This window comes from uncultured Methanobrevibacter sp., assembly GCF_902770715.1.
Taxonomy (GTDB): Archaea; Methanobacteriota; Methanobacteria; order Methanobacteriales; family Methanobacteriaceae; genus Methanocatella.
In genome coordinates, this window is record NZ_CACXTS010000001.1 from 1 (window position 1) to 22,914 (window position 22,914).

A 22,914-nucleotide genomic window follows, 5' to 3' on the forward strand; every position below is an offset into this window, starting at 1 on the left:
CCGTAGAAAGCTGCCAACAAGCAGAAGAAAAATTCAAGGAGAGTGTCATGAATGACAAAAATGAATAATTTAACAATAAATTCTAAACCTGAAACAATTGAAGAGATTGACATTGATTTCCTCATATTTGATGTTATGATCATCAAAGCAGAGTCACTAAAAAATCGTAAACTTTTCGATTATGCAAACTACCTGGAAAAACAATTGTTGAAAATTAAGAACAGGGAAGCAACTTTAGATTTAGGAGTGCCATTAAAATGATTTTAGAATTAGTTTTTATAATTGGATTAATCACCGGCCTTGTGGCCGGTTTAATCGTTTTTTATCTTCTTTTCAGAGAAGATTTTAAAGCGTTGGATGAATTTGAAGAACGCCAAGAAAAGTATAGGAAGATGATATGAATGAATTGTGGAGAAGCAATAGAATTGTTAAGTAAATTTCCGAAAGACAAGCCAGTTAAAATATTGGCTGCAGGTGTGGATAGTTATGACACTGAAGATATTGATGAGATAGCTTACCCAGTGTATCATGATGATGAATGGGATGAGAACGGCAATCCCATTTTTGTCCAGGAAGACGATATGGTGTGCATTTTCACAAAACCATATTCTGAGATAATGTTAATGAACGGAGTGTAATAATGGCTAAATCTTGTTTAAATTGTATGCATTGCTACAATAAAGAAATCTGCACATTGCTTGATGATTTGATTTTAGGTTATTGCTGGATGTGGAGGCAAAGAGAATGACTATTGAAGATTATACTCCCAAACCTGATTGGAACGCATTAGAAAAAGGATTTGCAATTCATCAAAACCCTTACACAGACTACTGGTTTTGTAATAGTGTAGACTCAAACGAGGATGGTGAGTACCAGTTCTGTTTTAGGGACATGGATTATCAAGCCAAACAACTATGCGGATTATTAAACGGATTGTTAATCGAATACCATGCATTAAAAGAAAAATATGAAAAACTTGCAGGTCAAAAAATTAAAGATCTAAACGGACAGAAAGTACCTGTTGTTCCAGATAAAATGATACCTATATCAGAAGGTTTACTTGAGGACCTCAGGCATGAATTAGTAACATTAAACAAATTAAAAGCATTTGATGCAGCAGGTGAAAATACTGATGTTGAAAGGAGTGATTTGAATGACTGATGTTGAAATTAAATCAATCCAGAATGGTGTAAGTTTTATAGAGTATTTGGGCGAGATATTTGTTGAATATGGTGTGGACTTTGCTAAAATGTTATGTGAGGACAAATTATGTATTGAAACTGAAAGAACTATCATTTTTAATTTAAAAGACCATTTAGATAATGATAGGCAGTTAAGAATTACATTGGAGGATATTTTGAATGACTGAAAAACAATATTATTTACGGAAGAAGTGTTTAAACTGCCAACATTGGCAACGAGAAACTATTGAAAAAATAATAGGACATTATAATAATGATAAACGATGTCCGAAGATAGGATATGAACAAATATGGATTTGCCAATTATATAGTAGTAGAAATCCACATAGTATTTGTGATGATTTTGTGTTAAGTGATTATATGAAGAAACAAATAAAATCTATGGGTTTTAGGAGTTTTGAAGTTAAAGAGGATATGGTGATTTTGAATGACTGATGATGATTTTAGAATATTTCATTTATATTCAAGACTAAAAAAACTAAGAGAACAATATAAAGACCATTTACTTAATTTTCAAGTGTCTGCGAATAAAATAAATGGCATACCAGTTTTAATTATTAAAGATGAGGGTAAAGTTGTTGAATGTATTGTTTTGCAAAAAAGTATGTATGAATGGTGATAGAATGACTAAAAAACGATTTAATACTCTACATAAATACAATCTACCATTCAATGTTACAAGAGCAGATAATCCATTAGCAGATAAAGAATTGTTGAAATCTGCCCGTAAATTAGGGTGGTTTGGCAGATGTGGATTTGTAAAAAGTCTTAATGATGCTGTGAATAATGCAAGATATGAGATGAAAAAATGAGGAACTGTAAACATTGCAAATATTTACGTATAAGTATTGTTCCACCATCAAATCAACAATGGTGCAGCAGATGGGGAAAATATGTGGATATACGAATAAATTCATGTGAGGATTTCATTCATGATACGGAATTACAGGAACGATTTGAAAATGGGGAGTTAATATGATCAGTGAAGAATGTAAAAATTGCGAAATGTTAGACATGGAAAACAAAAAGTATCCTTGCAAATTAGACAACATTTTAAGATGCAACATACTTTACAGGTTTGTTAAACGTGAAGAATGGAAAATGGGAGCTATGACTTCAACGGATAATTGGTGATGGGATGGCTAGGCGGAATAGAGTTTTTGATGATGATGTGATGACTGAAAAACGTTTTATTCGGAATATTGTGGGTCAAATTTATGATGTTGAAAACGATAAGTTTCTTGATGAAGATTATGCCGGCAAACCTATTGGATATGAAGATGAAGTGGTAGAGCGTTTGAATTATTTCCACGAAGAAAACTTACAATTACGCTGGAGCATACAAGTTAGGAATGAACTAATTTTAAAAGAAGTTCAAATCAACGAAACCTATCTTGATAGAATAAAACACTTTGAAGATACTGTAAAAGAAGCTATCAAGCATGAAAAAACCGAGATGGGTCAAAGTGTATTGAAGAATCTAGCAGCTAATTTAGGAATAGATTATGACAAATTATGATGGTAAATGGATTGACAGTTTTGAAGTAGTAGTGATCCATGAAAACAAACATAAAAGGATACCTTCTAGGGTAATGTTGAGAACACCATGTATTGATTACTGCTTCAACAAAGAACAATGGATGGAATTTAAGGAAAAGGTGAATAGTGTATGATTGAAGAATATCATTTATGCAATGACTGTGAATACAGGATATATGTTCCAACGGATCCTAAGTTTAGGAGTTGGGAAATTGCATGTAAGCATAAGCGTAGTGAGGTTAACAGTTCTGGTGGTTTGACCAGTTGTCCAGTTTTCAAGGAGGATGTGAGAAGGTGAAGTTTAAGGATTGTACTTTTAACAATAAAAGTGAGATGCGGGAAAATGTTCGTAAAAAAATTTTAATTGCTTGCAGGGAAAGTATTCCTATGTTTGATAGGTTCAACACTTTCAGGGTTGATGACTACCTCAACCTTTTAATTGAAGAAACACCTTATAATCCTAACAGACATTATTTTTACGATGAGGATACAAAGGTCAAAATCAATTTAAAAGTATTTAAAAGCGTAGCAATAGAATATCTATTAGAACATATAGATGACTTCCTACTAGAAAAATATAAAAGTTGAACATCACCTAATAATATGGGAGTGATAAATGCTATATAAAAAAATACCTGGAGATCCACAAGCAAGATTCTACACTAGCAAATGCAAATATTGTGGAAAACCATATATTAAATTCCAAAACGCAACAAAATTCTGTAGCGATACTTGCAGATACTATTCAGATTTAGAACACACAGAAGAAAGAGTAAGAAAACACCGCAAAAACCACAGTAAAACAGACAATTATTGGGGTTTGGGTACGGGTTACTTACATGGAACACCAAAAAATGATTTTGAAGATGAACATGCAGCAATACAATCTGAATACCGAAGGCTAAAAATACCTGCAAAATAAAACAACAAGGAGGATAAAAATGAGAGCAAGCGATGAACTACTAGGAAATTTTACAGAAGATGATATCAAAAACCATTTTGATAACTTAAAAGATGATGAATACCTATTAATTCTATGTACAGATTATCGAGACATTTATCCAATACCACTATTTAAATCAGATAAATTGGATTTTGAACATTATTATTTAGCAGACGCAAGACCGGGTAGTCCTGCAGCTAAAAAAGCACATGTAACTGTAGTAATAAAAAGAAATAGAAATGAATTTAGATTTCCTTTGATGGGTGTTTTAGGTTTGAAAATTAAAAAAGATCAACTCCCTCCCTCATAAATTGAAGAAGATTAAAACTGAAAATACTCTCCAAATTAAAACTCTTCTTCGATATCCCCACTTTTTTTTTAAATTCGTTACAGAGTATATTGAAGAGGATATTTTTTTTAACACATTTCTTCATAAGTAGAGATTTAAATGATTAATCAAGAGTATAACTACAAACACGTTCATTGGCGATGCTATGAATGTGGTGAAACAAAAGAAATACTCTATGATGAACATCATGGAATAATCTACTGCACAAAATGCGGATTAATACTCCATGATACAAATGTTTGTAAAAGAAATTCTGGTACATAATTTAGGAAAATATAATTACTTCGGTGTTGTTTAAAAACAAAAAAAACGATTTTATCAGCCAATGGTTAAAAAAAGGGCCACTGCCATATTTTTTTCCGTGAAATCATTAATTAAAATTTTAGTTAAAAATAAAGGGAACATTTAAATCTCTCACAAGAATTAATACGTTAAAAAATTTATCCCTCTTTACAATGTAGGTAAAAAAATTTATCACTCCTAATTAAAAAAATAAGGGGGAATGTAAATAACCCCCACAAATACCTACAAAAAAATCTTCTTTTAAAAAAAAATAGATAGGTGAATGTAAAAATGGAATTCGACAACAAAACAATACTCATAACTGGATTAATAATAGGGGCAATCATTGCAATGCTAAACAACTATGAACAAATAGCACTAGCAATAGTAGCAGGACTCGTAGGATACCTCAGTAAAGATGCAAACATCACAATAAACAACCAACCCGAAAATGAAGCTGAGGAAGATGAGCTCTAAACCACTAAAAGAAAAAATACCCTACCGGAGGACAGTTTGGGTGACAGGATTCCTAAAAACAACAATCTCAACATCATTAATATCAACAGGAGTAGTCCTACTATTCAACGGCATAACCGAACATCCATTATTCAACGAATGGAACGAAATAGCAATAATAGTAGGAGCAATAATGATTCTACTCGCAATAATAGTTGTCGTGCTGATAGATCAATGGAAAGACAAAAAGAAAAAAGAAGAACTCGACATAATCAACAAACACATTGATGAAAGAGCAATCGAAATCGCAGAAGAAAAAATACTCGAAGCAATGAACAACATAAAAGAATAAAAGGTGGTTTCATTGGGGGAAATCTGGGAAGAAAGACAAACAGATGAAAAAGGCACAGAAACAGCCAGAGCATTTGAAGTATTCACCCAATATTTATATCTAGAAAAACCTAGACTATCTTACCCCAAATTTGAAAAATGGTTGATTGAACGCTACCAGGAACTGCCGGACACTGCCATAAAACCTGCAACTAAATCTAATATCGAATATTGGTCTAAAAGATGGCATTGGAAAGATAGGTGTGATTCATTTGATTTACAGCATATCGAAAAATTAAGAAAAGATAATAAAGTTCTTGTTGATGATGCTTTTGGCAACCAGGTCCGAACTCTCCTGGAACAAATTGATGATCTTGATGATGAAAGAAAATCTATAAAAAAATCCACTCTTAATAAGGATAAGAAGGTTTTATCTTTGAGACGTAATAGTGAGAATAAAGCAATTCTCATGAAAGAATTACGTTTAATCATGGGCATGTCTACTGATAATAATAAATCTGTAGTTGAACATAACGGTTTGAAAAGGTTAGCAGATGCTTTCAAGTAGTAAACAATATTGGAATTGGGGAGAAACTAGTCCCAAAAGTAAAGATTTTTTCCATAATAGTGATGCTTGGATTAACATTATAGATGGTGCTGTTAGATCTTCAAAAACTATAACGTGCAGTGCAAGATGGTTAAAATTTTTAAGTGAAAGCCCTCATGATGAATTTCTCATGAGCGGTAAAACTATCAGTACACTAAAAAGGAATGTTTTAAATAATTTCTTTAAAATGTTAAACACTGAAGACATCTGGTATCATCATGACCGCTACGAAAATATCCTATATGTTGATGACAAAACTATTTACCTCATGGGTTTTAATGATGAGGGAGCCACAGATGTTGTTGCAGGAATGACTGTTGGAGGATGGTATGGTGATGAGGTTACACGTAACCCAAAATCAACAATTGAAATGGCCATATCCCGTTGCAGTTTACCTGGAGCAAAAATGTTCCTGAACATGAACCCAGCAAGTCCATATCATTTTTTATATAAAGACTACATCAATAATAAAGACCTGTTAAAAGCAGGTACAGTTAAAAGATGGCATTTTTTATTAGAAGACAATCCTAACCTTCCAAAACAATATGTTGAAGAATTAATCCGAGTAAATAAGAAAAATCCATTGTTCTACAAAAGAAACATTCTCGGTCAATGGGTTATTGCTGAAGGTGCTATTTATGACATGTTCGATGAGGATGTTCATGTTTACAATGGATCATGTAAAGTCGATGATATGAACATCACCTGTGACTATGGTGTTTCAACTGTAACAACATTCGGAGTAATAGGCATTAAAAAAGACCTGGTCGATGGGAACACATACTATCTGGCAGATGAAACATATTATGATGCTGAAGTAAAAGGAGTAACACAATCAGATAGTGATAGAGTAGACACGATCGTAAAACTTCAAGATAAATACCACCTTACAAAATACAATACTATTTTTCTCCCGCATGATGCAGCTTCACTAAAAGCAGCATGTAAAAAAGATAAAAGAATACGAATGAAGGTAAGAACCTATACTCCAGACACTTATGAGGACATTACCACCATTCAAAATTTATTTGCTAATAATCGATTTTTCATAAACTCAAAATGCAAACATAGCATTACTCAAGCTCAATCTTACTGTTGGGACACCAGAGCCCAACAACGTGGTGAGGACAAACCATTGAAAATTGATGATCACTGTCCAGACATGTGGCGTGGAGGCATACTAGGCCCACGTAAAAACAAAGGAACATCATTAAGAAAACGTAAAAAAAGGAGTTAAAAAGAATCATGAAAGTTGTTACTAACCAATTTTTAAGACAAGCCGTAATCAAAAGTGTACTTAATGAATACGATATAAAATCACAAGAATTAAGTAAAGATGACTTACAATATGGGGATGAAGTAATCCAACCTCCATATGACCCGTTTAAACTTAATAAATTAAGAGAAGTTTCAGGGTTACATGATATTTGCATCACTACAAAATGTGAAGATGCTATCTTCAATGGTAAGAAACTAATTAGTAAAAACGGTAAAGACATACCTCCTGAATTGGATGAAATTTTAAATGATTTTAATTTTGATGAGGAAACCGAAAAGTTCACTGAAGACCTGGACACATTTGGTTATGCTGGCCTTGAAATCTTAAGAGAAGGTAATCAGTTCAAAAGCATTAATCATATCAGCAGTTTGTATCTGAGAATGTGTAAAGATAAGAAAAGAGTTGTTAACAAAGTCGGAACTAAAACCACTTATTTTAAAGTATATGACCCTAACAATAACGATGTCTTAAACAAAAATACTGGAAGATTTAATGAAGGCATAACTAGTGAAAATATTGCAAATGAAATATTATGGTTTAACACTCATTCTTCAGATTCCAAAGTCTATGGAAAACCTAAATACTTATCAGAATTACCAGCAATCATAACAGACAATGCAATTGTTGAATATCAACATTCACATTTCAGGGCAAAAGGAGTTCCTAACTATGTTATCACAATCAGCGGTAATGTTGAGGAAAAAGAAGATTATTCTGCTGATGATTTTGAAAGAGACTTGGAAAGAGAATTTAAAGATGTGACTAATGAACCAGGAACTGCAATGTGCATTTTCTTACCTAGTGAAGATAACAACCTTACGGTTTCTGTTCATAAAATTGGTGAGGAGAAAAAAGAAGGTAGTTTTCTTGAATTAGCTGAAAGTATTGGTGATCGTATACGTCGTGTTCACCGTGTACCTCGTGAGAGACTCGGTGACAGTGAAGGTTCAGGAGTAGGTTCCAATCGTACTGAAATGCTACTTAAAAATTACAGTAAATCCACTGTTGGAACATTACAAAAAAGAATCGCAAACTTCATCAATAAAACCATTATCAAACATGAATTTGAAACTAATGATATTTTAATTGAATATTTACCTGTTAATTTTGAAGAGGAAGAAAACATTCTTGAAAGAGGCATTAAACTCTTACAGAATGGTGCTATGACTTTAGGTGAATTTGTTAACAGGTTTGGTGAACCTTTTGGTTTAAGTATGGATGAGAATAATGAGTATTATGATACTCGATATATGAATAATCAATCATTAGATACTGTGTTGTATGGTAATGATCCAATGGATGCTGAAGGTAAATTAAATAAGATGATTGATGACATGGAAGAGGATATGAATAATCTTAATCCTTCTCAATTTGAAGAGGATGATGATTTAGAAGAATAAAACCTAAATTGGAGCATATGATGTATACAAGACAACAACAATTAATTTATGCAAAACAATTAAAGAGATTGCATGAATTATATGTGATAAAGAGTAATATTCATCTAACTTACAAATATAAGAATCAAAACAAAGCAATAAACAAAGCACAATCCTTGCAAGATAAAATTATCAATGCAATCATAGATGATGCTGTTTATGGAAATGCTTCCAGTATCCGAAATATTGATTCTATTATTGAAGAGTTAATGACTACTACTTTAGAAAATGAAAGAAAACGTATACATCATGAACCGGATAGATGGGTTGATCATGCTGTCGAAGCTAATGCTGGAAGATATAGTGAAATATTAACTAATCGTATCAACACCGAGGCAATTAAATTAGAGCAGAAAATAGAATCTGAACTCCGCAGTGGCATCCATAATGGTTTAAGTGAAGCTCAAACAAAAAGAATTCTCAAAGAAAAATACGGCAACACTGCAAAAGCAAGAATCAGAAACATCATAAGAGACAGCGTACACACAAACGAATCCAACATCAGTTTCATCAATGCCTTAAATGAAGGTTACTCTTTTAAGGTTTGGATGAATGGTGCAGGTAAAGGAAGAGTAAGGAGATGGCACAGAGCAAAAATTATTGCACCTGTACCAATTGAGGATTACTTTGATATCTACGGACCATATGGTCACAAAGAATCAATGTATCCTGGAGACTTATATAGTGGAGCAGAAAACGTGGCTAATTGCAGATGTTGGTTAAGATATACCAATCGCAGACCTGAAGGATTGGGCAAAACACAAAACGTCTTCAATATTCCAACCACTTCATACCTACATCCATCAAATAAACCCGGCAATAATGGAAATACTACTGGTGCAAAAACAATATCAGTAGAAACCATTAAGACACGTATATCACAAACCCGAAAAAAAGTAACTTCCAAGATTAAAGGTATTGGTAAGAAACTCACATCAAAAATCAAAACACCAAAAGTACAATCCACAAAACATGATCCAAAAAAGAAAACTCAAAAATCAAATTTAGGTTTCACTAATTTAAATCCTAACAATATTCCAAAAAAATTTAACAAAAAGATTTCTAAAGTTGATAATTCCTCACCTCGAACAATAGAACAAATTAGAAAAGATATCTTAAATGATAAGTCTTTCACAAAATTCATTGATGAAATATTATACCACAATAATAAAACAAAAGGAAACTTGATTGAATATTTAACAATTGTTGATAAATCACATAAAATTTTAAAAAGATTTATTAAAGGAATTAATGGGCATGTTAAAATCCCTGAAAAATTTAAAAATAAAAAACTTCATATGACTATTCATAATCATACTCATGGGGCAGTAATACCTTCACGTGGGGATATGGTTAATAATTTAAAACATGATGCTAAATATGGAGTTATCACTGCTGAAACTAGATTTGGAGTAATAAAATACAAGACAAACTTATCGTTAAACCAAAAAGAGTTAATTTTAGCCGTACATTCCACATTTGTATTCAAGATTTTCGATGATTTTGAAAAAGTTGAAAGTAAAAAAATTAAAGGTATGGATAAAAATTCCGATGAGTATACTATATTATTTAATCAATTCGTTTCAAAGAATATTAATAAATATGTGAATGAATTTAATTCTAGACTAAAAGTTTATGATGTAGAAATTACATATATTAATATACAAAGGAGATTCCGATGAAAATGAATAATATTGGTTTGGAAGCATATTATTTTAAATGTATTAAAACTATGTACTCTTTAGAGGACAATCCAAAAGAATTACTTAATTTTCAACGAAAATTAAAGGAAGAAAATTTAGAGAGATATATTGAAATATTAAATCTAAAAAAGAGTTTGGAATCTGAAATTGTCAATATTAAACAAGCAATGTTGTATGGTGATGATCCAATTATCAATGAGAAATTATTTTCTAATGTCTAATTTTTATTGTTTTTTTCTAATTCGTTACAGTGTATATTGAAGAGGAGGTAAAATTTTTTTCAATTATATTTACACTTGTAATCTGTTTATGTTTTGTACGAATTTTTAGTAACCCGAAAAAACCAATTTTTTGACTCTATTTTAATTTTTTGATTAAACATTTTATTACATAAAAAAAATATTTTTGAAAAAAATTTAATTATCTTCTTCTCAATTTCTATCTTTTAAAAAAAATATAATAGACCTCAAATGACTATTGGAGGCAATAAAAAGATGATTGTTAAAGGACCAATTCTCATACCAGGTATTCCAGATATGTCAGGGGATATACTTGACGAGGAAACTGTTCGAAGAGCAGCTTTAATAATCGCTCGAAATGGTGTTCTAACTGATGTTCAACATACCCTACGAAATGTGGGCAAAATACTTGGATTATATGTTCTTGACACACCAATGGATTGGAGAGGAGACATGCTACCTAAAGGCACCGTCATGGGGAGTATTGATGTAATCGATGATGATATACAACAAGGCATCCGTGAAGGTAAACTAAACGGTTTCAGCATTCTTGCAGCTCCAACACGCACAATGGAAGAAATGAATAGGGGGATAAAATAAACTATGGCTCTTGAATTTAAAGATATTGGTGATTGGACTCCTTCTACAATAAGCATTGTTGATGTTCCATACCATCCTTTAGCATATTTTGAAGTGTATGAGAATGATGAGGAATTCGTTAAAAAATTTAGTGAATCGAAGAGGGATATAATGGCTAATAATCCAGATAGTGAAACTAACGTAACTATGAGTGAAGGTTTCTTTGAAAGACTGTTAAATACTCTTGTAGCTAAAAGAGCTCCAGAACCAACCCAAACCCCACAAAAACAAACTGGGGATGATGAAGTTACTAACGCTCAAATTTTAGAAAAATTAGATAAAATCGATGCTAGGGTAACCGCTATAGAAAATAATGTGGAACCTAGTGAACCAGACCCAGAACCAAACAATGATGATGATCCTGAAGGTGATGACGCTAATAACCCAGAACCAAACAATGATGATAATCCGGCACCACAAACTGTTGAATTACCATTAAATGAAGATGGAACACTCAACCTTGATGATGGTGTTGTAGCAAAATACCTTCCAAGAGGCACAAGTATTTCACAAGCATTAGATGTGGATCTTCAACGTGGAAATTCATCCGGTAAATCATTGAATGAACGTACTGGTAGAAATGAAAATGGTATGAATTGGTAAACATCATATTTAAAGTCTTATTTTTAAGTGATTAAATCATGTCAATAAATATTGTTGAAAACGAAATTAAAAATGCCGTAAAGCTCGGTAAAAAATTTGTAATTAAATTTGTAGACATCGGCGAAGGTGAAGGAAAACTTAATGATGGTATTCTTCAAGCAGAAAAAGCTCCTACTTACCTTCAAAAATTAGATGAAGAAGCAGTATTCCTTAACAGGACTAAAAGAATTTTATCTACTAACCATAAAAGGCAATTAGATAAAATGGAATTAAGAGTAGAATTAGAAGCAGGCAGATTAAATGGTGTGCCTCAAGTATTATCTGATTCTCAAGACCCTAACTTCTCAAGCAGGAATTTCGATGCTGAAGAACTCCGTGCATTAACAGGTCTTCATACAACTGTAATGAAAGACAGTATTGAAGGTCAAGGATTCATGAACACCTTAACTTCAAGATTCGCAGTTGCAAACGGACTTGCAGCAGAAAGAGTGTTAATTTTCGGAGATAAATCATCTAACAATCCACCATCCACCGCATATAAAGTAATCGACGGTATCTGTAAAAAAATGGGTGATGACGCAGATATTAATAATGAAACTATTGATTTAACTGCTCAAGATTCAGATCCATTAACTGAATTCTACAGATTCTTAGACATGTTCCCAGATGTTTACAAAGTTGATGGAGGCATGGCTTGTTTCGCTCCATCCAAATTTGTAAGAAGCGTAAGAAGATTCATCGTAGGCAACCATTACAAATTCAACATTGATGCTTCCATTAATCAAGATGGAATTCCTGTTGTTGAAGATGTTCCATTAATCGCTGTTCCACAATTTAGTCTTCCAACTGCTTCAAATCCAGTTAACGGTTTCACCAGAAAACCGATTATCTTAACTCATAAAGAAAACATCCAATGGTTAGCAGACCCAGATGACATTCTCGTTCAATCTGCATTCAACCTCAGAGCTAACGTGTGGGATATTGCTTCTACAATGTATAATGATATTAACTTTGCTCAAGAAGATGGTTCTGCTTTAGCATGGTTAATTGAAGGATCCGCATCCACACCTGAAGTTACTCCAGGAGCAGATGACCCAGAACCAGTAACCCGTAACATCTCAGTATCCGTAACCGATGGAACCGACCCAGTTGAAAATGTAGATGTGGTATTGGAAGATGCTGAAGAACACCAATACACTGGTAAAACAGGTTCAGCAGGTGGTTGTACAATAAGTAATGTTCCAGAAGGAACCTACAGTGTTGCAGCTTCCGCAACAGGATACACTGATTACACTGGAACATTTGAAGTAAGTGAAAATAACACTACACTTAGCATCACTTTAACTACACAATAAGATTACTGGGGTGTAGGTCTTGTATTGCACAGTTGATGATGTGAAAAACTTATCCGGAATCAAAGCAAAAAGCTTAGGATTCAAAGATAACGAGAAGGATTTTGAAGAGTTAATCGAGGATTGGATAGAACAATCTGAAGGATTAATCAACTCCTATTGCAACAGAAAATGGGAATCTGATGTGCCTTTAGCTGTGAAAAATGTATGCATTAGATTAGTCTCCAATATGATTGCATTTCACATTTCACGTGGTGAAAAACCAATCAAAAAAGTCAATGATTACACTACTAAAATTTATTCAAGTGAAGTTTTCACATCAGACCTCAAACAAGATCTCAAACCTTTTAAGAAATCATCACGAGTAAAAGTATTCAGAATATAAGAGTTGGTTCATGATGGTTACAATACACATCAGACTTGAATCAAACATTCATCTTTCTGATAATGCTGCAGAATTTAAAAAAGCACTTTTAAACCAGCTAAGTAAAAATGCTAAAACTATTCTTGAAAAAAATACTCCAAAACAATCAGGTCGTGGGGCGAATAATTACAGGATTAATAAATCTGAAGACAAGCATGAAGTAACTAATGATGCTTCATATTTAGTATTCCCTAATGACGGTACTGGTATTTATGGTGTTAGACATGCAGTAATAAGACCTAAAAGAGCAAAAGTATTGCACTTCACTTGGAAAGGCCGTGAATGGTTTCTTAAATATGTTAAAGGTCAAAAACCTCAAAAATTCGTTGAAAGGAGTATTCCAGAAATCATACAATCTGTTGAAAGTGCTGTTGTAATTGCTAAGAAAGGAACATTAGAATAAAAGATGGTGTGAAGAGCTATGTTGAATATTATTGAAGGGCCTGAAGCAGTAACAAGAATGGTGAAACAATGCATCACTAAAGAGTTAACTCCAGAAGGCCTATTATCTGATGTTGAAACTTTCGTTCCGAGTTATCGTTCCGATGATGAAATAGAAGAACCATGTATCTGGTTATTCGAACAGGAAACAACAAGTGCAAGTGGAAAAGGAACACTTTCAGACAAATTAGAATTACAAACTCCTTTCGATTTTTATTGTATAGTTTATGATGAGGATGACATAGAACAATCTGAAATAAAAGGGAAAAATTTAGCAGCAAGAATAGCAGCATGCATTGCTAAAAATCATAATAGAGTGCTAAAAGAAGATACGATGATTCAAGGTTTAAAACCAGTATTTGAATCATTATCTCCTGTGGGTTTCATAGAAGATGAGGACTTGGGGGAAAAAGTACCTATTACAAAGCTAAGAATTAATTTCACTTATTATGTAGATTGGAAAATATGTTGCAGATTTCAAAATCAAAATAATAATATTAATGGTGATTAAATGGTAGATAGAGGATTTGGATTACAATTAGAAGATTCTGCTCACTACGGTGTTGTTGAGCCAATAACTGAATTTAATGAACATAATCTTGACTGGTGGAGTGAAGCAGATTCAGCTAACTTCAAATTAAATGATAAACCAGTCACTAAATCAGGTTCATCTAGAATGAACAAAGTATCACGTGCGGGAGTCATTAAACCAACTGGAAATACCAAAGCAGATGCAGATTTACAAAGATTTGCATGGTATTGGCGCGCATACTTAGACCATTACAAATATACTATTAACTCTCAGGATGTTCATATTCACGAATTCTGGGGCGGGGAAAATAAAAAACTCCAATCATTCAGAGCAGTATCTGTAGTGGATCAATTGAAAAAATATGTCTTCGGATTATTATGTGACAGCTTAAAATTTGAAGTATCAGATGAATCCATGAGCGTAGAAGCAAACTGGGTTTATAAAACAGAACATTCTGGAATTATCGGTAGAAACGGTGAAACATTCACTAAACCAGCCCCATTAGAAAATGATTTATTCTTAATGTTCTATGATATCGGTTTAGAACTAAACAACCAACCAATGACCGGTATCGGAACCAACTTAACTTTTGAAGGTAAAAACAATCTAGCTGTGGACAATACTATTGGTTTCGGTTCAAGAGCACCGCAAGCATCTGCATTAGCACAAAAAAGAGAAAACACTCCAAGTGTAACTATTACTTTAACTGAAGAAACTATTGAATCTATATTAAAAGCCGAGTATGGTAAAGTAGGTTCATTTGAAGTAGGCGACAGCGGAGCTTATGAACCTGCAAAATGTACAATTCTTGAAATTCCATTCGGTATAAATGTCCGCCTGTGCGAATATCCAGATTTAGAAATGAAAATATTATTCCCAATGTGTACATTGGCTGTTGAATATGACATGTCCGGTGCAGACGCTATTGATGCAACTATCAGCATGGAAACATTAGGTTCAAATGAAGTTACATTAAATGATGGAATTACAAAAGTTCAAACTGACATGTATGTCTTATTAAAAAATAATCAAAGATCACTTACAAAATCTGATGTAATATTTGATGGATCTTCATTCCAATACAATGAAGAGGGAGTAACAGTAACTTCTACTAGTGATGGTATTCTTGTCACCAATATTTCTGAAGAGGTCACTGGAAAAGTTTACAGTGCAAATAAACCAGGTACTGGAAGTAATGTCCATGACTGGGAAGCTCCATTTACAATCGAAGGGGATATTGTTGGTAGTACGAATAATGTTCGTTTACAATTATTTGAATCTAGTGAAAGTTATGTTTCACGTAGTTTGGAACAATTAGGAATCGCAAATGGCGGGACCTTTAAAATTACCTATGATGGTACTACTGTAAATTATTATGTTAATAATAGTATTGAACCAGTATATTCTGTTGAAAAAACTTTCTCTGAACCTGTTGAAATTCGTTTCCACATGTACCCTGAAGGAAGTTTCACTTACAGACAATTCGTAATTTATCAAGATGAGGATGCAGGTAACCGTTCTGTTCCTGGTGAAACAATGAATTTAAACCTCAATAGGAACATTTCTTTAAACAATCCTTTTGAAGAAAATGAAGAATTAGACCTTGAAGAGGAAGATGATGACTCTCCCACTAGGCAGGTAAACCCTGAAACCGTCAATATCAGAGTATGTGTAACTGATGAAAATGATGATTCCGTAGCACGTGCTAATGTAAGCATTGATGAAATCACATCAACAACAGGATCAGCAGGAGGATGTACTCTTCAAAATGTACCTATTGGTAGTCAAACAATAACTGTTACCGCTGAAGGATTTGAAGATTACACCGAAACAATTGAAGTAACACTTGAAAAAACAGAATTTGAAATAACATTAACTGAGGTGTAAATTTATGGTATTATCAATATCTGAAATACTTAATGGGAGAGATGATTTTCAAGAGTATCATGTTAAATCATTAGGTGGTGAAATTTGCTTAAGACCTTTAACTAGTGGTGAATGGGATAGGATTGATGAAATCAAACAAAAAGACTTAGGTGATTACACAATCAATGAAAAAACATTCACTAAAAAGAAAAGAAGAGTTAAAGGTGAAATGGAATCACGTGCTAAATTTAATATCAATGCATCATCTAAAGCCACTAAAAAGGCAATGTATGAAGCAATCAGATTAAGTACGGCTAATGAGGGTAATCCTGAAAAATGGAGTCTTGATCAAATCAAAAGGTTGCATAAAAATGAGGTTCTTGAAATTTATGAAATAATTGAAGAAATCTCCGGTGCTAACGATGAAGATTTAGAGGATGAAATTGAAGACTTTCTTGAAAACGAGTGAAGGTCGAAGGATTGTATGGCTTGATTACTGTGGTTATCCTTTATGTGATAAACAAAATGATTTAACTCCAGTTCAAGCAATTTTCATTGATAAAGGTAGAATAAAATTATTTAAGGAGATGAATAAAGTAGAATAAAACATCATATTATTCTTTTTTATTCATCTCCTTTTTTTTTATTCAAAAAATTAGTATGGGAGGTGAAAGTGATGGTGTCAAAACAAGTAATCCGTGTGATAATAGAAGCAGAAGAAACAGTAAGTAAAGTTGCAAAACAAGCAGAAAAAGCCGTAAAAGACATGGGAGTAAAGGGAAAACAAGGGATGAATGGAATAAATCAAGCATCCAAATTACTACATCAAACCATGTCCAAGATGGAAAAAGTGGTAAAATCTGCACAAACAAAATTTGACAGTCTGCGAAAAAGTGGATCCAATGCATTTGACAAAATCAAACAAAAAGTAGGAAATGCAGTCAATAGCATTGGTAAGATAACAAATGTTTCACAATCTGCTTCTCAAGCAATGGAAAGAATCAAAGGTGTTTCAGATTCGATTAAAGAAAAATTTGATACAATTAAAAATTCTATATCCTCAGTTGGTTCAGAAAGTTCAAAAATGGGAACTTCACTTACAACTAGTGCTACATCTTCAAATTCAAGTTTATCATCAATAAGTTCAACAATTGGAAATGTTAAATCTAAATTAATTGGTTTGGGTAGTGCTGCAAAGTCTAGTATTACTTCAGCATTCACAGGATCAATAACAAATGCAAAAGCAAAACTCACTAGTCTTGGTGGTTCAGTAGATAAAATAAAAGCTAAACTTGCACAACTTAAATCAAGTTCTGCTGGAGCCGGAAAAGGGTTGGGTTTTCTAGGTAGTGCAGCATCAATGACTGCGGGAATGATAGGATATGATCTTGTTAATGGTTTTGCAGAAGCAGCAAGAGCAAACATAAATGCTCAAGCAAACATCGATGCTTTTGGTAAAAGAATTGGTATGTCCAAGTCTGAAGTTGAAAGCTTCAAAAATAGTATGGGCGATTTACAAAGTGAGTTCAGAAAAGTAGATATGGATGCTGTTGGTGCTTCAGCACTAGAGATGGGAGTAAAACTTGGAATAAGTAAAGACAAGATGGTTGATTTATCCCGAACTACAGCTATTATGTCCTCTGCTTTCGTTAAAGAAGGCCGTACCCAGGAAGACGCTATTCTTGCAGTATCTGATGCAATGGATGGTCAATTAAAAAGATTACTTGAGCTAGGTATTGATGAACAAAGATTAATAGATAACGGCTTTAAGGGAAACTATGAAGATAAAGATAATCTTTTGCAAGCATTGAATCAGACATTAGGCACTATGGGTTTTGAAGAAACTGCAAAACAAGTTAAAACTTTAGACGATGCTTATGCAGCCCTTACTGTTAGTGGGGGACAATTATTATCTGCAATATTAGTACCTTTAACTCCTTACCTTGTTGAAATTTCAAATGGTTTTTATTATGCAGTTACAAAAGCAAAAGCATTTATCAAAGGAATTCAAGATGCTTGGAATGGTTTACCTGATTGGGCTAAATATGCAATAGGCATTACAGCAGTTGCATTAGCAATTGGAAGTATTGTTGCTGCAATGGGAGGATTAACTGCAATATTTGCACCAGTAATATTATCTATTGGAGCATTTGTAGCTGCGTTTAGTTGGCCGTTAGTGGCTATTGTTGCAGCAATAGGATTGGTAATAGCAGCAGTATATGAATTAGGCAAAGCGTTCGGTTGGTGGAGTGATGTAAGCAGTATGTTAGAAGCCATTCAAGCCGGTGTAATGCGTTTATGGAGTGCTTTTATTCATCATCCAGATGTTGAGAATACTATTAAAACTATTGGTGCTGTTTGGCAATGGTTAGTTGAAGTCACTAAGCCAGTTGTTGATTGGTTACATGGAATTTGGGATGAAATGTTCCCTGCTTCAGCTAAAGATAAAGTTGATGGAACACGTGCTATTATTGATGCTTTAGGGTTAGCATTTCAAATATTGTCCGCTCCAGTTAGATCTGTAATCACAGTATTGTCTGCTTTGTATAATTTCTGTTTACCTATAGGTCAAGGTATTTATGAAGCGTTAAAACCTATTGTATGTATTCTTCTCGGTTGTAGTCCCGGTATTGTTCCGGCTTTACAAACAGTTCAAGAAGTTTTCATGACTGTTTGGAATGCTATTGTATCCTTGTTAAGTGGAATCATTCCTACTGTACTTAGTGCTATTCAACCAGTATTGGATTTGTTAACTTTAATTGGTACTTTCTTAATAACTACATTCCAGTTTGCATGGCAAACAATGATTATGGTATTCACTACTGTGTGGAATCATTTACAAGTGATTATATTAATCTTTAGCCAGTTCTTAAGTGGTCAAATTACTTTACAGGCAATGCTTGGTCAAATATGGGTAGTTATTAAATCTTTGTTCTTTTCAGTATTAGGTTTGATTATTAGTAGGGCATCTACCTTTGCAACTCAACTTGTTACTCATGCAATTAATGCTGCTAGAGGATTTGTTAATGCAATTATTAATAGGATAACAAGTCTTCCAGGTAGAGTCTACTCTTTACTTTTAACTGTTGTTAGTAGGATTGTGAGTGCTGGTGCAAGTTGGGCGAGTAATGCTGCAAGTTCTGCATCAAGAATGGTGTCTGGCGTAATCAATCATGTTAGCCAGTTACCTGGTAAAGTTGGTCAGGAATTCATGAATATTGGATCAAGGATAATGAGTGCCGGTAGTGACCTTATCAACAAAGCCAAGAATATTGGTAAAAATATTGTTGATGGATTATTAGGTGCTATGGGTATTCATTCACCAGGTATTATTCAGACTAAAGTTGTTGATGAATTTAAGGATATGGTTGGTGGAATAGCTGACCAGATGAAACCTGCTGGTGAAATTGCTAAAGAATTTGGTGAAACATTAGTTGATGAATTTGGAAATCCATCACTGGAAGCTAACACTAGTCTGGTTCAGGATTTGGACGCTCCAAGTATGAACATGAATGTTGGTATGGACACTACAGACTTAAGTTCTGCAAATCAGGATGTTATTAATCAATACGGTAATCTTGCTAATCTTACTGGAAACAGTCTTCAAAGTATGGTTTCACAGGATAAAATTGCATTTGACAGTATTAAAGCAAATGACACTACACAAATGAGCAATATTGCTGCTACTGTTGGAACTAAAATGCAACAAATGACCAATAACGTTAAAACTAACATGGATAGTATTGTTAATAAAAACAAACAAGGTTTTGTTTCCGCTAAAAACAATACTAATATTCAATTAAACAACATGGTTAACAAAACCAAAACTGCTAACAGCAAAATGATTAGTTCCTGGAAAGGAATGACTAATGATGTTATTAGTTTTGCAGGTAAAATCAAAACCCAATCCAGCCAACACTTTGATCAACTAGGTAGTAAGATTGGAAGTTTTTATCGTAAACTTCAAAATCCTGGTGGTTTTGGTGCTGGTCCTTCAAGTCCAAGTGGCCGAGTTTCAACTGCTAAACGCAGTGGAACAAACGGTTTTAGAGCTATTACAAATGCTCTCAGAAAATATCAAATGCCACAAACAATGACCTTAAGTGAAATACGTACCAATCCTTTCATATCAATGGATAATGTTGGATCATATGTCACTGGCAATAATAATAGATTCAGTGTAGCGGATCTTGTCAGAGCAGGTAACTTCAAAATACCTATTGGCCTTGAAGATCCATTCAATAAAAAGAGCGGTGCAGGTTGGTTGGATGGTGTTGGTAAACACATCAATAAAATCAAATCCACATCCGACAAATGGAGAATGAAAGGCCCTAAAATCATTGGCAAATACGCTACAAGCATTGGGTTTAAAGTTGGTGATTTTGAAAACGGAACTCCTAATATTGATTTTGCTACCTTTAAACAGATTGCTGAAGATGTGTTCAGCCAATGCCATTATGCTTTCTACTTTGACAGTAACAAATGGGGTAGTTGGATGAATGCTTTCCAGCATGGAGATATGAACTGTAGTGATTCCTCAGATGCAATTATTGCGATGGCTCATAGTATGGGCTTACCTGCAAGTAAAGTTCATGGTCATTGGGGAAGTGTAGGTCATTTCTGGGCTAATGTTGCTGGTCATAAGATGGACACTACTGGTTGGATGAATCAAAGGAATTGGACACCATCTGCTAGTCATGCGGGTCCTGCTCCAAGAGGATTAACATTTGGCGAGTTTATCGATGCAATTAACTCCAATAATGAAACTGCTCCTTTAGTATTGAATGAAGGCAGTAATGAACATGAGGTTAACGGTAAAGTTACTGTTGAGCATATTCATAAGTTCATTGATTTGCCGGATTCTGTTTCTGCTGAGGAAGTTGCAAGATTAATCAATGATGCTCCTGAAGATGATAATTGGTTAATCAAATTGATAAAATTATTAGTGAAAAATAAAGACTTCCAAAACTGGGATTTAAGGGAAAAAGGCCGGTTGGAAGCTAAAAATATCCGTGCAGGAGGTGTCTAAATTTGGATAAGTTAATTTTAAATCCAGAAGGAATAAGAGGTTTAGGGAATATCCTCCCTAGCAAATCCTCTTCTGATTTTAGGAATTATCAATGTAAAGTGAGTTCAAGCACTGATACTGTAAATGGTGAAAGTATGACTGTTTTCTCATTATCTGCATTGAATGGTGCGATTTTGGAGATTAATAGTGGTAACTTTTTTAGTAGTGCAAGTAGTTTTAATGTGAGTTGTAAATTGAAAAAAGGTTCTACTGCTATTGGTTCTGCATCAGTAACTTGTATTGTAAATGATACTAATGTTTTAACAGGAAATACAAATAGTAGCGGTAATGTTACTTTTTCTATTCCAGTAGAAGTTGGTGTTGTTAGTTATTTCATTGAAGTAGCTTATGCGGGTACTAGTAGTGTTGCAGGTTGTGCAAGTTATATTCATGTAAACTGTGGAGATATTACTAATTTTGATTTGGATAGTGATAAAGAGATTATGCAAATCGGGGATGTGATTGATTTAATTGCAGATGTTGAACTTGATGGAATCAGTGATGTTAACGGTTTAAATGTTGATTTCATAGAAAAACAGAAATTCCGGTATGGGGATAATGGTACTAATGCAGATAATACGAATATTTGGGAATTAAGTAATACGACTTTATCTCGTGAAAATGGATATTCTGTTGTAACGGCTATTAATGATTCTTTAGCAAAATCAATTGTATTTTCACAGGATTATCTCTTTTCAGATGGAGATATTGTTGAATTTGACTTTAAACTAAGCAATGGTTCGAAAACGTACGGGTGTATTTATATTAGGGATCATACTAGTTCATCAAGTTTTGGTAATTTTTCATTAAGTGATATGGGTAAAGAGACGGATGAATGGGTGCATATTAAACTTGTACCTAAGGGAAATACATTATATGTGTATGCTGATGGTAGTGACACTCTAGTTCAAAGGTCATTATCTAATACTGATGATGCAGGTTATCGTTTGATGTTTTATAGTGGAAAAACTCAAAACCCAACGTTTTACTTTAGGAATCTTCGTGTTTCACATGATGAAATTGTATCAACTGTTAAAACTAGTCATGGAAAAGCAATTGCAACTGTGGAAGCAAATCAGAATGGATTTACGGAGTATTCTGCAAAAGTGAATAATATAACTTCAGAATGTGACGTTTATGATGTTTTCATGTATGATGAAGGTACTTTGAAAAATAAAAACGAATCATGGTACAATTATAGTAATCGTGCGAGTATTAATGTAACTAATGAATGTACGAGGATTACTGGTGAAACTGTCCAACAATCATATTATTATGCACTGAAAAATGGTGTAACTGATGCTTCTGCAAGATATGCTTATACTGATTTTATCATTGAATGTGATATATTAGGTTATGGTGCGAATAATGATGGTTTTGTTTTCTATGATGGTAGCACCAGACAAGACATTTATTTCCATAATATTGATGTCACAGAAGAAAGTCATGTGAAAATTGCTTTTTATGGATCACTATTCAGAATATTCGTGGATGGTGAAGAAAAAACTTCAATTCCATGTACTTTCAATTCATTGATTAGTCTCGGATTCCTTGCAAGACCTAATTCTTTTGTTGAATACCGAAATTTCATGATTTACCAATTATAAGAGGTTGTATTATA

31 protein-coding genes are annotated in these 22,914 nt (G+C 33.5%); all 31 read left to right on the plus strand.

The genetic code is table 11. The annotated features are described in order from the left end of the window. The first annotated feature begins 257 nt into the window (after positions 1-257). The gene (locus QZU81_RS00005) at positions 258-401 is read left to right on the plus strand and encodes a hypothetical protein (protein WP_295588764.1); all 144 of its coding nucleotides are present in this window, start codon (positions 258-260) and stop codon (positions 399-401) included. Beyond that, complete coding sequence (locus tag QZU81_RS00010) at positions 402-638, plus strand: hypothetical protein (protein WP_295588765.1); 237 nt, start codon at positions 402-404, stop codon at positions 636-638. Between the two features lie 106 nt (positions 639-744). Continuing rightward, positions 745-1,161, plus strand: a complete 417-nt coding sequence (locus QZU81_RS00015; RefSeq protein WP_295588767.1) for a hypothetical protein — start codon at positions 745-747, stop codon at positions 1,159-1,161. Continuing rightward, positions 1,154-1,369 carry a hypothetical protein gene (locus tag QZU81_RS00020; protein WP_295588769.1) on the plus strand — a complete coding sequence of 72 codons (216 nt, stop codon included), beginning with the start codon at positions 1,154-1,156 and terminating at the stop codon, positions 1,367-1,369. Before QZU81_RS00015 ends, QZU81_RS00020 begins: the two co-directional genes overlap by 8 nt. Then, positions 1,362-1,637, plus strand: coding sequence for a hypothetical protein (locus QZU81_RS00025; RefSeq protein ID WP_295588770.1), 276 nt, complete (start codon positions 1,362-1,364; stop codon positions 1,635-1,637). Before QZU81_RS00020 ends, QZU81_RS00025 begins: the two co-directional genes overlap by 8 nt. Further along, complete coding sequence (locus tag QZU81_RS00030) at positions 1,630-1,821, plus strand: hypothetical protein (RefSeq protein ID WP_295588772.1); 192 nt, start codon at positions 1,630-1,632, stop codon at positions 1,819-1,821. The genes QZU81_RS00025 and QZU81_RS00030 overlap by 8 nt, the downstream gene beginning before the upstream one ends. Before the next feature lie 4 nt (positions 1,822-1,825). After that, positions 1,826-2,014 (plus strand): hypothetical protein, encoded by a 189-nt coding sequence (locus QZU81_RS00035; protein WP_295588774.1) that lies wholly within the window; start codon positions 1,826-1,828, stop codon positions 2,012-2,014. Continuing rightward, positions 2,011-2,181 carry a hypothetical protein gene (locus QZU81_RS00040; RefSeq protein WP_295588775.1) on the plus strand — a complete coding sequence of 57 codons (171 nt, stop codon included), beginning with the start codon at positions 2,011-2,013 and terminating at the stop codon, positions 2,179-2,181. Before QZU81_RS00035 ends, QZU81_RS00040 begins: the two co-directional genes overlap by 4 nt. Then, positions 2,178-2,336, plus strand: a complete 159-nt coding sequence (locus QZU81_RS00045) for a hypothetical protein (RefSeq protein ID WP_295588777.1) — start codon at positions 2,178-2,180, stop codon at positions 2,334-2,336. Before QZU81_RS00040 ends, QZU81_RS00045 begins: the two co-directional genes overlap by 4 nt. Positions 2,337-2,340: 4 nt before the next feature. Continuing rightward, the gene (locus tag QZU81_RS00050) at positions 2,341-2,721 is read left to right on the plus strand and encodes a hypothetical protein (RefSeq protein WP_295588779.1); all 381 of its coding nucleotides are present in this window, start codon (positions 2,341-2,343) and stop codon (positions 2,719-2,721) included. Between the two features lie 353 nt (positions 2,722-3,074). After that, on the plus strand, positions 3,075-3,329 hold the full coding sequence (locus QZU81_RS00055; protein WP_295588780.1) for a hypothetical protein: 255 nt from the start codon (positions 3,075-3,077) through the stop codon (positions 3,327-3,329). 28 nt (positions 3,330-3,357) lie between these two features. Further along, positions 3,358-3,663: a hypothetical protein gene (locus QZU81_RS00060; RefSeq protein ID WP_295588781.1), complete on the plus strand. Its 306-nt coding sequence runs from the start codon at positions 3,358-3,360 to the stop codon at positions 3,661-3,663. 19 nt (positions 3,664-3,682) lie between these two features. After that, positions 3,683-3,994: a hypothetical protein gene (locus QZU81_RS00065; protein WP_295588782.1), complete on the plus strand. Its 312-nt coding sequence runs from the start codon at positions 3,683-3,685 to the stop codon at positions 3,992-3,994. 138 nt (positions 3,995-4,132) lie between these two features. Next, positions 4,133-4,297: a TFIIB-type zinc ribbon-containing protein gene (locus QZU81_RS00070; protein WP_295588784.1), complete on the plus strand. Its 165-nt coding sequence runs from the start codon at positions 4,133-4,135 to the stop codon at positions 4,295-4,297. A 309-nt stretch (positions 4,298-4,606) separates the two neighbouring features. Continuing rightward, positions 4,607-4,792: a hypothetical protein gene (locus QZU81_RS00075; protein ID WP_295588785.1), complete on the plus strand. Its 186-nt coding sequence runs from the start codon at positions 4,607-4,609 to the stop codon at positions 4,790-4,792. Beyond that, positions 4,782-5,123 carry a hypothetical protein gene (locus tag QZU81_RS00080; RefSeq protein WP_295588786.1) on the plus strand — a complete coding sequence of 114 codons (342 nt, stop codon included), beginning with the start codon at positions 4,782-4,784 and terminating at the stop codon, positions 5,121-5,123. The genes QZU81_RS00075 and QZU81_RS00080 overlap by 11 nt, the downstream gene beginning before the upstream one ends. A 12-nt stretch (positions 5,124-5,135) precedes the next feature. Beyond that, positions 5,136-5,669 (plus strand): hypothetical protein, encoded by a 534-nt coding sequence (locus QZU81_RS00085; protein ID WP_295588788.1) that lies wholly within the window; start codon positions 5,136-5,138, stop codon positions 5,667-5,669. Then, positions 5,656-6,945 (plus strand): PBSX family phage terminase large subunit, encoded by a 1,290-nt coding sequence (locus QZU81_RS00090; protein ID WP_295588790.1) that lies wholly within the window; start codon positions 5,656-5,658, stop codon positions 6,943-6,945. Before QZU81_RS00085 ends, QZU81_RS00090 begins: the two co-directional genes overlap by 14 nt. Positions 6,946-6,953: 8 nt before the next feature. Next, positions 6,954-8,387: a phage portal protein gene (locus QZU81_RS00095; RefSeq protein WP_295588791.1), complete on the plus strand. Its 1,434-nt coding sequence runs from the start codon at positions 6,954-6,956 to the stop codon at positions 8,385-8,387. 17 nt (positions 8,388-8,404) lie between these two features. Beyond that, on the plus strand, positions 8,405-10,108 hold the full coding sequence (locus QZU81_RS00100) for a hypothetical protein (protein WP_295588793.1): 1,704 nt from the start codon (positions 8,405-8,407) through the stop codon (positions 10,106-10,108). Continuing rightward, complete coding sequence (locus tag QZU81_RS00105; RefSeq protein WP_295588795.1) at positions 10,105-10,350, plus strand: hypothetical protein; 246 nt, start codon at positions 10,105-10,107, stop codon at positions 10,348-10,350. The genes QZU81_RS00100 and QZU81_RS00105 overlap by 4 nt, the downstream gene beginning before the upstream one ends. A 273-nt stretch (positions 10,351-10,623) precedes the next feature. Next, positions 10,624-10,968: an XkdF-like putative serine protease domain-containing protein gene (locus QZU81_RS00110; protein ID WP_295588797.1), complete on the plus strand. Its 345-nt coding sequence runs from the start codon at positions 10,624-10,626 to the stop codon at positions 10,966-10,968. Positions 10,969-10,971: 3 nt separating this feature from the next. Continuing rightward, a complete protein-coding gene (locus QZU81_RS00115; RefSeq protein ID WP_295588798.1) occupies positions 10,972-11,610 on the plus strand; it encodes a hypothetical protein in 639 nt (212 codons plus the stop codon). A gap of 38 nt (positions 11,611-11,648) precedes the next feature. Next, positions 11,649-12,965 carry a carboxypeptidase-like regulatory domain-containing protein gene (locus QZU81_RS00120; protein ID WP_295588799.1) on the plus strand — a complete coding sequence of 439 codons (1,317 nt, stop codon included), beginning with the start codon at positions 11,649-11,651 and terminating at the stop codon, positions 12,963-12,965. 19 nt (positions 12,966-12,984) lie between these two features. Next, positions 12,985-13,347, plus strand: a complete 363-nt coding sequence (locus QZU81_RS00125; RefSeq protein ID WP_295588800.1) for a hypothetical protein — start codon at positions 12,985-12,987, stop codon at positions 13,345-13,347. 10 nt (positions 13,348-13,357) lie between these two features. Beyond that, complete coding sequence (locus QZU81_RS00130) at positions 13,358-13,789, plus strand: hypothetical protein (RefSeq protein WP_295588801.1); 432 nt, start codon at positions 13,358-13,360, stop codon at positions 13,787-13,789. An 18-nt stretch (positions 13,790-13,807) separates the two neighbouring features. Then, entirely contained in the window at positions 13,808-14,338 is a 531-nt protein-coding gene (locus QZU81_RS00135; RefSeq protein ID WP_295588802.1) for a hypothetical protein, read from the plus strand. Then, positions 14,339-16,246 carry a carboxypeptidase-like regulatory domain-containing protein gene (locus tag QZU81_RS00140; protein ID WP_295588803.1) on the plus strand — a complete coding sequence of 636 codons (1,908 nt, stop codon included), beginning with the start codon at positions 14,339-14,341 and terminating at the stop codon, positions 16,244-16,246. Between the two features lie 4 nt (positions 16,247-16,250). Next, a complete protein-coding gene (locus tag QZU81_RS00145; RefSeq protein ID WP_295588804.1) occupies positions 16,251-16,694 on the plus strand; it encodes a hypothetical protein in 444 nt (147 codons plus the stop codon). A 207-nt stretch (positions 16,695-16,901) separates the two neighbouring features. Next, positions 16,902-21,254 (plus strand): hypothetical protein, encoded by a 4,353-nt coding sequence (locus QZU81_RS00150; RefSeq protein WP_295588806.1) that lies wholly within the window; start codon positions 16,902-16,904, stop codon positions 21,252-21,254. A 2-nt stretch (positions 21,255-21,256) separates the two neighbouring features. Continuing rightward, positions 21,257-22,900, plus strand: a complete 1,644-nt coding sequence (locus QZU81_RS00155) for a hypothetical protein (protein WP_295588807.1) — start codon at positions 21,257-21,259, stop codon at positions 22,898-22,900. Positions 22,901-22,914: the final 14 nt, after the last annotated feature.